Source organism: Pseudomonas sp. OA65 (assembly GCF_017498305.1).
In the GTDB taxonomy this organism is placed as follows: domain Bacteria; phylum Pseudomonadota; class Gammaproteobacteria; order Pseudomonadales; family Pseudomonadaceae; genus Aquipseudomonas; species Aquipseudomonas zanjanensis.
Genome location: NZ_JAGDEZ010000075.1, coordinates 1 through 11,804, shown reverse-complemented (window position 1 = coordinate 11,804; position 11,804 = coordinate 1). Strand labels below are relative to the sequence as shown.

Sequence of the window (11,804 nt, the reverse complement as noted above, 5' to 3'; positions counted from 1 at the left end):
CGGTTGTACAGTCTCATATCTTTGAGTGGGCCGGGGCAGCTGCCACTAAGAGCCGGGGAGGTGGGGGGGGGGGCTGAATTTGTTATGAGGGAGGAGGCGGGGGCAGAAAGAGTGCAAGGGGCCAAAATTGTTTGCTGTTGCGCATGGGGGGGGTGGTTGTTCTGCCGGGGGGGTGCGTAGCGCTCATCGCTTTTTTGGGAGCCGCTGCGCGCCCCAGCGGGAGCAAGCTCCCTCGCCACAAAAGCGCCCAAGCGTCACTTGAATAATTCACTGTTCATGAAATCGATGAACACCCGCAGTTTCGGCGCCAAATGTTTGCTGGAAGGCCAGAGCATGCGGAAGGTGTTCTGATAACGGTTGAAGTCATCCAGGACGGTGACCAGTTCACCGCTGGCAATGGCCTTGCGCACGGTGAAATCCGGCACGCAGGCGATCCCCAACGCATCGTGCACGACATGCAGCAATGCCTCGGTGGTGTTGCAAACCAGGGTGGCCGGCAGGTTGAGATCCGGCTCCCCTTCGCCGTTTACCGGCCAGACTTGCATCCGGCCAGTGCTGGGGAATTTGTACAGCAGGCAGGCATGCCGCAGCAGATCCGCCGGCACCTGCGGTGTGCCGTGTTCGGCAAAGTACCGCGGCGAACCAACCACAACCAGCTTGAACGTGCCCAACGGGCGGGACATCAGCCGAGAGTCGCTCGGTTCTCCGGTCCGAATGACCACATCGAAACCTTCCTCGATGATGTCCACCAGCCTGTCGGAAAAATCCAGGTCCAGTTCGATACTGGGGTAGCGGCGCATGAAGGCGATCAGCGTCGGCATGACCAGATCGGCAACCAGCGGCAAACTCACGCGCAGTTTGCCCCGGGGCGCCTTGCGGGTTTCCGACAACTCCAACTCGGCCGCTTCGACTTCGCACAGAATACGCCGGCAACGCTCGAGGAACAGCGTCCCTTCCGCCGTCAGCGTGATACTGCGCGTGCTGCGATGAAACAGGCGGACTCCCAGTCGCGCCTCGAGCCGGGCCACGCTTTTGCCCACCGCCGAAGAGGAAATGCCGAGCGCCCTGCCCGCTTCTGAAAAGCTGCGGGTTTCGGCCGCGCGCACAAAAAAATCAATCCCGCTCAGCGATTCCAAGTCAGCCCCCATTGCGGACATTTTTTCCGATGTGTTCTGCACTCTAGCATTCTTGTCTCGCAAAAGACGCGCACTTACCGTGGTCGGCACTTATCAGCGCTCCAGGCAGGTGCCACATGACGATTGCCAATACCCATATCGATGCCGAGGTCGTTCAAGACACCGCACCGCTTCCCATCGGTTCACTATTTGCCCTGGCGCTGGCGGCGTTCGTGACCATTCTCACCGAAGCCTTGCCCGCCGGCCTTCTCTCACAGATCAGCGAAGGGCTGGCGATCTCCGAATCCCTCGCCGGCCAATTGGTCACCGTCTACGCGATAGGTTCCTTGTTGGCGGCCATTCCGCTGACGGCAGCGACCCAAGGCATGCGGCGCAGATCGCTTTTGTTGCTCGCCATTGCCGGTTTCGCCGTGGCCAATACCGTCACGACGCTGTCCACGCATTATGGTTTGACGATGGTCGCGCGCTTGCTGGGTGGTGTATCGGCCGGACTGCTGTGGGCCTTGTTGGCCGGCTATGCCGCCCGCATGGTGCCCGAACCCCAGAAAGGCCGGGCGATAGCGATCGCCATGGTGGGCGCGCCCTTGGCGTTATCCCTGGGCGTACCCGCCGGTACGTTGCTCGGCAACCTGATCGGTTGGCGGATGAGCTTCGCCATCATGAGCCTGTTCGCCGTGGCCTTGATGGTCTGGGTCCGACTCAAGGTGCCTGACTTCCCCGGGCAAGCCACCCATAAGCGCCTTGCCTTGGGTCAGGTTTTCACCCTCCCGGGCGTTCGCTCAGTGTTGTTCGTGGTGCTGGCGTTTGTTCTGGCGCACAACATTCTCTTTACCTATATCGCGCCGTTCTTGACGGCAGCGGGCCTGGGCGAGCGGATAGATCTGGTCCTGCTGGTCTTCGGTGTCGCGTCGTTGCTGGGGATCTGGGTCGTCGGCGTGCTGATCGATCGCCATCTGCGGGCGTTGACGCTGGCCGGCACGGTGCTGTTCGCCCTTGCGGCATTGACACTGGGCGTGATGAGCGACACGCCTGCGGCGGTTTATATCGCGGTGGCGGCTTGGGGAATCGCTTTCGGAGGGGCTGGGACGCTGTTTCAGACAGCCATCGCCAAGACGGCTGGGGACGCGGCGGATCTCGCCCAGTCGATGCTGGTCACGGCCTGGAACCTGGCCATTGCCGGTGGCGGGATCGTCGGTGGTCTGCTGCTCGATCACCTGGGGGTCGTTGCGTTTGCGCCGGTCTTGGTCGTTCTCCTGCTGCTGACGTTGGCCGTGGTGTGGTCTGCAGAACGCCATGGCTTTGCGCAGAGCATCTAGCAACACGGTTCTATTACGCTTGGGGACTGATATCCCGGTTTGGTTTGCAAGATCAGGCAAGAATCAGCCCGGATCGTGCAATCCACCCCAACCATTCCTTCCTATAGTTAACCAGAGCCAAACCATCTGGAGCTGGTCCCCTATGAGCGCCCTGAACATAAACGGCCGTGAATACACGGTCGACGTAGACCCTGGCACCCCGATTCTCTGGACCCTGCGCGATACGCTGGGCATGACCGGCACCAAGTTCGGCTGCGGCGCGGCGTTGTGTGGTGCCTGCACCGTGCACCTGGACGGCCAGGCGATTCGTTCCTGCGTGACGCCCATCGCCGCCGCCGAAGGCAAGAAAATCACCACCATCGAAGCGGCCACCAACGGCAGCGACCCGGTCGGCAATGCGGTGCACGAGGCGTGGGTCAAGCACGACGTGGCGCAATGCGGCTACTGCCAGAGCGGCCAGATCATGAGCGCGACCGCATTCCTCAAGGCCCAGCCCAAGGGCAAGCAGCCCACGGCGGCCGAGATCGACTCGGCCATGGCCGGCAACATCTGCCGCTGTGGCACCTACGCCCGAATCCGCGCCGCGGTGGCTGATGCCGCCAAAGCCCTTGCCTGATCGGAGCCGACCATGTTGAACGAGATATTCCCGAATGAGCTCCCCCGCGCCTTGCAACAGATGCTTGAGCGCGACGAGGCTGACGGCCCCGCTACCCTGCCCCGGCGCAGCTTTCTCAAGATCGTCGGCATCGGCGGGCTGGCCTTGGGTGCATTCCCGCACCTGGCCTTGGCGCAGGAGGCCAATGGCGCCGCCGCAGCGCCGCTCAAGCCGACCCAGCAACCCTCCGCATTCGTCCAGATCGCGCCCAATGGCGAAGTCACGGTGACCATCAACCGCTTGGAGTTCGGCCAGGGCGTACAGACCGCCCTGCCGATGATTCTCGCCGAGGAACTGGATGCCGACTGGAGCCTGGTGCGCAGCCGCAACGGCAGCAACGACGCCGCCTACATGGATCCGGCCTTCGGCATTCACCTCACCGGTGGCTCCAACACGATCAAGAACAGCTACACCCAGTACCGTGAGCTCGGCGCCCGTGCGCGGGCCATGCTGCTGAGTGCGGCCGCCGCCCGCTGGAATGTGGACGTGGCGAGCCTGCGTACACAGGCCGGCATGGTACTCGGGCCCGAGGGTCGCAAGGCGAGCTACGGCGAACTGGCCAAAGCCGCCATGGCGATGCCTGTTCCTGAGCAGATCACGCTCAAGGATCCCAAGGATTTCCGCATCATCGGCCACGCCACCACCCGCATCGATGCCAAGGCCAAGAGCAGCGGCCAACAGGATTTCGGCATCGACATGCACCTGCCGGGGCAGCTCACGGCGGTCGTCGCTCGACCACCGGTGTTCGGCGCCAGGATTGCCTCCCTGGATGACAACGCCGCGCGGGCCACGAAAGGCGTCAAAGCCGTGTTGCGCGTGCCGCTGGACGGCGGCGCCGAAGGTGTCGCCGTGGTCGCCGACGGTTACTGGCAGGCGAAGTTGGCCCGGGATGCGCTGAAGGTGGAATGGAACACTTCTACCGTGGAAAAAGTCGACAGCGAAAAACAACTGGCTCAATACCGCGAGCTGGCCAGCCAGCCCGGCCCGTTGCACTTCGACGCCGATATGACGCCGCTGGCCAGCGCGCCGCATCAACTGGACGCCGAGTTCGTGTTCCCCTACCTCGCCCACGCCCCGATGGAGCCCCTGAACTGCACGGTGCAGCTCGCCCAGGACAGCGCTCAACTGTGGGTCGGCACGCAGTTCCCCGGCGGCGACGGTGCCGCGGCCGCCAAGGTACTGAACCTCAAGCCCGAGCAGATCCAGGTCAACGTACAGACCGCTGGCGGTGGCTTTGGCCGGCGCGGCGTGCCCACCAACGATTTCGTGGTAATGGCCTGCGAAGTCGCCAAGGCCGCCCGCACTGCGGGAGTCAACGCCCCTATCCGCACCCTTTGGAGCCGGGAAGACGACATCAAGGGCGGCTACTACCGCCCCATGCATCTGCACCGTGCGCGTATCGGTTTTGATGACAGCGGCAAGGTTCTCGCCTGGGATCACGCCCTGGTGGGCCAATCGATCATCACCGGCACCGTGTTTGGCGGGCGGGTAAAAAATGGCATCGACCCGACGGCCACCGAGGGCATGCGCAACCCGTATCCAGTGCCCATGCGCCTGACGGTTCATCATCCCAAGCTCAACGTGCCGGTGCTGTGGTGGCGTAGCGTGGGTTCCACCCATACGGCGTTCGTAATGGAGACGTTGATTGACGAAATCGCTCGCACCACCAAACAAGATCCGGTGGCGTACCGGATGAAGTTGTTTGGCGACCAGAGCCCACGCCATCGTGAAGCGCTGCAATTGGCCGTGGACAAGAGCGGGTACGGCAAGCGCCAGCTACCGGCGGGTCGTGCCTGGGGCGTGGCGGTCCACGAGTCGTTCAGTTCGGTGGTGGCATATGTGGTCGAAGCCTCGGTGCAGGATGGCCGTCCCGTGCTGCACAACGCGACCGCCGGCGTGCACTGCAACCTGGTCGTCAACCCCCGCAGCGTCGAGGCCCAGGTCCAGGGCGCGGCGCTGATGGGATTGTCGATGTGCCTGCCCGGTGGCGCCGTCACCCTGAAGGACGGCGTGGTGCAGCAAAGCAATTTTGCCGACTTCAGCGTGCCGCGCATTACCGACATGCCGGAATTCGCCGTCCACATCGTCCCCAGCGCCGAGCCGCCCACAGGAATGGGCGAACCCGGCCTTCCAGCATTGGCCCCGGCTTTTGCCAACGCCGTGGCGAGCCTGACGGGTAAACCGTTACGTGAGTTGCCGTTCAAGTTGGTGTGACGGGCGTGGAACGGTCAACGTGGTGTGCCAAGTTGATCCGATCCACTGGGTTGGGGGGCGCTTCGCACCCCAGCGGGAGCAAGCTCCCTCGCCACAAAAGCGGGGTTTGCCATAGGTGGGTGGTTGCACCTGATGGCGCTTGAATACCCCACATTCCCCCAACCAAACACACAACGTGGCATGAGACACCACGCGGCGGTAAACACCGCCTTTGTGGCGAGGGAGCTTGCTCCCGCTGGGCTGCGCAGCAGCCCCAGTGCGTCCAACGCGGTGGGCCTGGTTGATCCAGCCTGTAAGCGCTCAAGGCAGCCATGACCACCTCGATCGATTCCTACGCACCGGATTTCGAATGTCAGCGCAAATGATCGGCATCGATCACAGCCTGGGCGAACGCCTGCGGCGCCTCTTGCGGCAGATTGTGGCCGATGCCGCCATCAATCAGGCGATGCTCATATTTCCCGGTGAAGCGCTTGGCATAAGCTTCGGCGGGCGGATGGGGAGCGCCGTTGGCATCGCCTTCCAGGGTGATGGTCGGCACGCTGATCGCCGGGAACGTCGCCAGTTTCTTCTCCAGCCTGTCGTATTTGGCTTCGCCCTTGACCAGGCCCAGGCGCCAGCGATAGTTGAAGATTGAAACCGCGGCGTGGTCGGGGTTTTGCAAGGCGGCGGCGCTTCGGTCAAACGTCGCGTCATCGAAATTCCACTTCGGCGACGCCAGCTTCCAGATCAGCTTGGCGAAGTCGTGGGTGTTCTTCTCATAACCGAGACGGCCACGCTCTGTCGCAAAGTAGAACTGATACCACCACTGCAGTTCGGCTGCCGGTGGCAGCGGTGCCTTGCCGGCCTCCTGGCTGCCGATCAGGTAGCCACTCACCGCTACCAGCGCCTTCACCCGCTCCGGCCAAAGGGCCGCGACGATGTCGGCGGTGCGTGCGCCCCAGTCATAACCGCCGAGCACGGCCTGCTTGATCTTCAATGCGTCCATGAAATCGATGAGATCGCTTGCCAGCGCCGAAGGCTGGCCGTTGCGCAGGGTCTTGGCAGACAGGAAGCGTGTATCGCCATAACCGCGGGCATACGGAATCAAAACCCGATAGCCCTTCTCGGCCAGCGCTGGCGCCACATCGGCGTAGCTGTGAATGTCATAGGGCCAACCATGCAGCAGGATGACCACCGGCCCATCCGCAGGGCCGACTTCAGCATAGGAAACGTCCAGCAGGCCGGCCTTGACGTGCTTGAGCGGGCCGAACGAGGTGTGACTGCCGGGGGTGATCGCACCGACAGTGCTCGCCGGCACATCGGCCGCGCTGGCCGGGGAAGAGGTCAATGCCAAGGCGCCCATCTGCATCATTGCCAACGCCAGGAGCGTGGGTGCAAGCAGACGGCGATGCCGGGGTACGGGGGAATTGTTTATATCCATGTGAAGCTCCTTGCGAACGACGTGGGTAAGCCGGTGAGACGACTTGGGCCGTCTCGATGGGTCCCATTTGACGTTGGCCAGGTATCGCGAATGTGTCAGCGACGGGCTGGAATGCAAGCGTCCGTATCGATCGTGAGCCAGGATACGCTGAGATACATTCGTATCAGGAAGACTGCGTTTGTGTAGGAGCTGCCGAAGGCTGCGATCTTTTGATCTTTTGATCTTTTGATCTTTTGCTTGAGATTCATGTGCCTGGGAAAAGATCGCAGCCTCGTTGCACTCGACAGCTCAAGCTCCTACACGCGCCTACACAACGCTTGCTGTCGGGTTTCAATCGAGCGGACAGCCAGGCGCTTAAAGTGGCTTCCTGTGAAACGCCTGCCCCAACACCGCCAACCGCTCCGCCAACGGTGGCAAGCATTGGCTGCTGCGGGTCAGGACGCCGATGTTGTCAGCGTTGCGCTCAGCCACGGCCTGCACGCTTTGCAGACGCTGGCTGATGCCGATCGACGCCTGGGATTGCGCCTGGGTGGTGCTGGCAATCAGGTCGTTGAAATGGTTGATCACGGCGATGTCTTCAACCACGGCATGCAACAGTTGCGAAGCCATTTGACTGGCGGACACGCAGCGCTCCACGCCGTCGCGGCTGTCCTGCATCGCGACGGCGGCCTGGCGGCTGCCTTGTTGCAGCTTGGCGATGATCTGCTGAATCTCGGTGGTGGATGTCGAGGTCTTCTGTGACAGGGTGCGAACCTCGTCGGCCACGACCGCGAACCCGCGGCCCTGATCACCGGCACGGGCGGCTTCGATGGCGGCGTTGAGGGCCAGCAGATTGGTTTGCTCGGCAATGCCGTTGATCACATCCAGCACCTGGCCGATTTGCTGGGCCTGCTCGGCCAGCACCTGCACGGTGTCGTTGGTCAGGTTGATGCGCCCTGCCAGCTCGACGATCTCTTCCCGGGTCTGGTCAACCGTGCTGCGTCCGCGGTTGACCTGCTCATTGGCCTGGCCGGCACGCTGCAAGGTCTGGTCGACGTGGCCGGCGATGTTCTCCATGGCTTGGACCAAGTGGCCGATCGCACCGCTCATCTGCGCCACTTCGTCGAGTTGGTGGCGGGCACCGGTTTCCAGGGTCTGGCCAACCTGGGAGAGGTCCTGGCCCAGGTCCGAGAGGTTGCGGGTGTCGCGCACCACGCCGTCCACCAGTTGGGTGACCTGTTGGAGGAAATGATCGAAACGCTCGCTCGAAGAGACCTTGACGCCCTCACCGCGCTGCCTGTCGGCGTCATTGCTCAACTGCGCGGCCGCTGCCAGTACCTTGTCGAGCACCTCCTGGTTTTCCGTGGCGTCGGCCAGGCTCTGGTTCGCCAGGTAAATCAGGATCACGCTTTCCACTACGACGTAGAACGCATGGAGGAAGATCATCGACCAACCACCGTGGCTATCCATGACGAACACCGGATAACCCTGGTGTTGAAGCCAGTGGAAGCTGAGGTGATGAACCGCGATGGTGGCGGCGGCCACGACAATCGGCAGCCAGTCACGGTAGAACGTCAGCACGGCCAGCAGCACGAAGATCCCGAAGTGGAATTCGATCACGCCGTGGGTCTGGTTGATGTGCAGGGCCGCCATGACCATCAGCGCCACCGCGATGGTGCAGCGCATGGCCCGCGTACCGGCCAGGACGCGATACAGCGCGGTGCTCGCCACGCAGGTCGTCCCTCCCACCAACAGCGCCTGGGTGAACGTCGAATGCAGGAAGGCCAGGCTCAGGGAATACAGCAACGTGAGCCAAAGTAGCCCCAGCATGATGCGGTCGGCTTTACGGTGGTGATCGTTAAAGCGCACAGGCGATGTCATGGGGTCGTCCTTTTCAAAGACTTGGAGGTCCGTTACCGATGCTGTTCACGTGTTGTCGGCGTTTCGAGGTGGAACTGTAACTGATTATTATCAAGTAGTGGCACTACGCCACGAAGCTTTTCTCGCGGGCCTTTGCTTTATGATGTCCGCCATCGCATGACTGACTGATGGAACCCCCATGACTTTCGACTTCGACACCGTATTGGAACGCCACGGCACCGGCAGCACCAAATGGAGCCGCTACCCGGCCGACGTGCTACCGATGTGGGTGGCTGACATGGACTTCGCCGCCCCACCGATGGTCATCGACGCACTGCACAAGCGCCTCGAACATCCGATGCTGGGCTACAGCGTCGCCCAGGACAATCTGCGTGCGGCCATTGTGGCGGACCTGTGGGACAAGTATGCGTGGCGCGTCGAGCCCCAGCAGATCGTGTTCCTGCCAGGTGTGGAACCAGGCTTCAACATGGCGCTGCATGCCTTGGTGGAACCCCGGCAGAACGTCGTGGTGCAGGTGCCCAACTACCCGCCGCTGCGCCACGCCCCAGGTCACTGGCAGTTGAACAAAGTGGAATTGCCGTTCACCCCGCTCAACGGTGAGTTCCATACGCCGTTGGCCGCGTTGCGCGAAGCGTTGCAGGGCGGCGGCGCCTTGTTGCTGAGCAATCCCCACAACCCGCTGGGCAAGGTGTTCGAGCGTGAAGAACTCCAGGCCGTGGCCGACATTTGCCTGGCGCAGGACGCCTGGATCATCTCCGACGAGATCCATGCCGAACTGTGCTTCGACGGCCGCGTGCACATACCGACCGCGTCCCTCAGCCCGGCGATTGCCGAGCGCACCATCACGCTGATGTCCGCCAGCAAGGCCTACAACATCGCTGGGCTGAAAACCTCGTTCGCGATCATCCAGAACGCCAAGCTGCGCGAACGGGTCAACAGCGCCCGGGCCGGCATGGTCGACAGCGTCAATGCCCTGGGCCTGGAAGCGACCCGCGCGGCCTACAGCGAAGCCGGCCCGTGGCTGGAAGCTCTGAAAGCCTACCTGCAAGCCAACCGTGATTACCTGGTCGAGGCGGTGAACACTCGCCTGCCGGGCATCACCATGACCGTGCCCCAGGGCACTTACCTGGCCTGGCTGGATTGTTCAGGCTTGAAGCTGGATGACCCGCAAGGATTCTTCTTGAAGGAAGCCAAGGTCGGGCTCAGTGCCGGGCTGGATTTCGGTGACGATGCCGGGCAGTTCGTGCGCCTGAACTTCGGCTGCCCGCGGGCGCTGCTGGAGGAAGGGATTGCGCGGATGGAGCGCAGCCTGAAGGCCAGGGGTTGATCCAACCGGTGACAACACTTGTGGTGAGGGGATTTATCCCCGTTGGGCTGCGAAGCAGCCCTAAAAACAGGTCACTCGTTGTGTCAGGTTGACTTCGTGCGCTGTCTATTGGGGCTGCTTCGCAACCCAGCGGGGATAAATCCCCTCGCCACAACGATCATCTGCCACAATCGCGTCACTCCTGCATATCCGGCGCATAAACAAAACACAGCTTGTTCCCCTCCGGATCGCGGCAATACGCGCCAAAATAGCCTTCGCAATACTGCGGCCGCGGGCCGGGTGGGCCTTCGTCGGTACCGCCCATGGCCATCGCCTGCTCCCAGGCGGCGCGGACGGTTTGCGGGGATTCGGCGGCGAAGCTCACTTGCATGCCATTGCCCCAGGTCGCGGGCAAGCCGTTGAACGGCAGTTGGACAAACACCTGGGGCCAGTGCTTGCCCGGCTGACGCCAGCCTTCCCCCGGCGGGCCCGAGTCGTTTTCGCTCTCCATGCGCTCCAGTCCCAGGCAGCCGAGGACTGCGTCATAAAAAGCGACCATTTTCGGCAGGTCGCGGGCGCCGATCTGGATGTGGCTGAACATGGCCCTGCTCCTCTTTCAAATCCGTACGTGGATTGGAGAATACCGCAACCTCCAATGTTCGCCCGATGCCGCCTATTCACCGACGAAACAGCCCTCGTCACGCTCATCGACTGACCAGACAATCCGACCGAACTCCGCCCGACACCCCAAAGTCCACCCTCCATCGCAACCCAACTGGAGAACGACAATGGCCGACTACCCTTTCCCGCCTTTTCCGAAGCAAAGCCAGCCGGTGCCCGGCACCCAGCGAAAAATGGACCCGTACCCGGACTGCGGTGAACAGAGCTACACCGGCTCTGGACGCCTGGCGAACAAGATCGCCCTGATCACCGGCGCCGACAGCGGCATCGGTCGCGCCGTCGCCATTGCCTTCGCCCGTGAAGGCGCGGACGTGGCGATTGCCTACCTGGACGAGCACGAAGACGCCAAGGAAACCGCGCGTTGGGTCGAACAAGCCGGACGCCAGTGCCTGTTGCTGCCCGGCGACCTGGCGGAGAAAGGCCTGTGCCGCAAGATCGTCGATGAAACCGTCGCCCGCTTCGGGCATATCGACATCCTGGTCAACAACGCGGCGTTCCAGATGACCCACGAAACCCTCGAGGAGATTCCCGACGAGGAATGGGTGCGCACCTTCGATATCAATATCACGGCGATGTTCAGGATCTGCCAGGCCGCCGTGCCGCACATGAAGCCCGGTGGTTCGATCATCAACACCACCTCGGTCAACTCCGACATGCCCAAGCCGACACTGCTGGCCTATGCCACCACCAAGGGCGCCATCGCCAACTTCACTGGCGGCCTGGCGCAAATGCTCGGGCCCAAGGGCATCCGGGTGAACAGCGTGGCGCCGGGACCGATCTGGACGCCGCTGATCGTGGCGACCATGCCCGAGGAAGAAGTGCAGAATTTCGGCTCGCAGACACCCCTCGGCCGTCCTGGCCAGCCGGTTGAAGTGGCGCCGATCTATGTGCTGCTGGCCTCGGACGAAGCCAGCTACATCACCGGGGCCCGTTATGGGATTACCGGGGGCAAGCCGATGCTTTGATCAAGGCGCAGTGTTTTACCTGTGTTTTACCTGTGGCGAGGGAGCTTGCTCCCGCTGGGCTGCGCAGCAGCCCCCTCAATACTCACCAACACCGAGTTGTCTGGTCGTTGGGGGCCGCTTCGCGACCCAGCGGGAGCAAGCTCCTATCAAACAAAACGCAAGCACTTGATTTTCTAAAACAAATTCCAGGTCAAGGCTGCACGATAGCGAATAGGTTCAATTTCCACGGAAAATGTGGTTGCCCAGAATCT

Annotated in this window: 9 protein-coding genes; 5 read left to right on the top strand and 4 right to left on the bottom strand. The window is 62.4% G+C overall.

Annotated features, from left to right (window positions below; translation table 11 throughout):
- Window positions 1–254: 254 nt before the first annotated feature.
- Complete coding sequence (locus tag J3361_RS28805) at window positions 255–1,136, bottom strand: LysR family transcriptional regulator (RefSeq protein WP_207967390.1); 882 nt, start codon at window positions 1,134–1,136, stop codon at window positions 255–257.
- Between the two features lie 116 nt (window positions 1,137–1,252).
- Between J3361_RS28805 and J3361_RS28800 the strand changes: the two genes are divergently transcribed.
- From J3361_RS28800 to J3361_RS28790, 3 genes are all read left to right on the top strand, one after another.
- Complete coding sequence (locus J3361_RS28800) at window positions 1,253–2,452, top strand: MFS transporter (RefSeq protein ID WP_207967389.1); 1,200 nt, start codon at window positions 1,253–1,255, stop codon at window positions 2,450–2,452.
- Window positions 2,453–2,594: 142 nt separating this feature from the next.
- A complete protein-coding gene (locus J3361_RS28795) occupies window positions 2,595–3,068 on the top strand; it encodes a (2Fe-2S)-binding protein (protein ID WP_207967388.1) in 474 nt (157 codons plus the stop codon).
- A gap of 12 nt (window positions 3,069–3,080) precedes the next feature.
- Window positions 3,081–5,321: a xanthine dehydrogenase family protein molybdopterin-binding subunit gene (locus J3361_RS28790; protein WP_207967387.1), complete on the top strand. Its 2,241-nt coding sequence runs from the start codon at window positions 3,081–3,083 to the stop codon at window positions 5,319–5,321.
- 352 nt (window positions 5,322–5,673) lie between these two features.
- Here J3361_RS28790 and J3361_RS28785 read toward each other — a convergent pair whose 3' ends face one another.
- Entirely contained in the window at window positions 5,674–6,741 is a 1,068-nt protein-coding gene (locus tag J3361_RS28785; RefSeq protein WP_207967386.1) for an alpha/beta hydrolase, read from the bottom strand.
- A gap of 354 nt (window positions 6,742–7,095) precedes the next feature.
- On the bottom strand, window positions 7,096–8,601 hold the full coding sequence (locus J3361_RS28780; RefSeq protein WP_207967385.1) for a methyl-accepting chemotaxis protein: 1,506 nt from the start codon (window positions 8,599–8,601) through the stop codon (window positions 7,096–7,098).
- 178 nt (window positions 8,602–8,779) lie between these two features.
- Here J3361_RS28780 and J3361_RS28775 point away from each other — a divergent pair, with 178 nt between their 5' ends.
- Window positions 8,780–9,928, top strand: a complete 1,149-nt coding sequence (locus tag J3361_RS28775; protein ID WP_207967384.1) for a PatB family C-S lyase — start codon at window positions 8,780–8,782, stop codon at window positions 9,926–9,928.
- A 175-nt stretch (window positions 9,929–10,103) separates the two neighbouring features.
- Here the strand turns inward: J3361_RS28775 and J3361_RS28770 are convergent, their stop codons facing one another.
- Window positions 10,104–10,508: a VOC family protein gene (locus J3361_RS28770; protein WP_207967383.1), complete on the bottom strand. Its 405-nt coding sequence runs from the start codon at window positions 10,506–10,508 to the stop codon at window positions 10,104–10,106.
- Between the two features lie 187 nt (window positions 10,509–10,695).
- On the opposite strand from J3361_RS28770, the gene J3361_RS28765 reads away from it, so the two are divergent.
- Window positions 10,696–11,553, top strand: a complete 858-nt coding sequence (locus tag J3361_RS28765) for an SDR family oxidoreductase (protein WP_207967382.1) — start codon at window positions 10,696–10,698, stop codon at window positions 11,551–11,553.
- Window positions 11,554–11,804 lie beyond the last annotated feature (251 nt).

What these genes read in the sequence shown, in the direction of transcription:
- J3361_RS28780 (WP_207967385.1), bottom strand. Translation starts at nt 8,601, where the DNA reads ATGACATCGCCTGTGCGCTTTAACGATCACCACCGTAAAGCCGACCGC.
- J3361_RS28790 (WP_207967387.1), top strand. Translation starts at nt 3,081, where the DNA reads ATGTTGAACGAGATATTCCCGAATGAGCTCCCCCGCGCCTTGCAACAG.
- J3361_RS28800 (WP_207967389.1), top strand. Translation starts at nt 1,253, where the DNA reads ATGACGATTGCCAATACCCATATCGATGCCGAGGTCGTTCAAGACACC.
- J3361_RS28775 (WP_207967384.1), top strand. Translation starts at nt 8,780, where the DNA reads ATGACTTTCGACTTCGACACCGTATTGGAACGCCACGGCACCGGCAGC.
- J3361_RS28795 (WP_207967388.1), top strand. Translation starts at nt 2,595, where the DNA reads ATGAGCGCCCTGAACATAAACGGCCGTGAATACACGGTCGACGTAGAC.
- J3361_RS28770 (WP_207967383.1), bottom strand. Translation starts at nt 10,508, where the DNA reads ATGTTCAGCCACATCCAGATCGGCGCCCGCGACCTGCCGAAAATGGTC.
- J3361_RS28765 (WP_207967382.1), top strand. Translation starts at nt 10,696, where the DNA reads ATGGCCGACTACCCTTTCCCGCCTTTTCCGAAGCAAAGCCAGCCGGTG.
- J3361_RS28785 (WP_207967386.1), bottom strand. Translation starts at nt 6,741, where the DNA reads ATGGATATAAACAATTCCCCCGTACCCCGGCATCGCCGTCTGCTTGCA.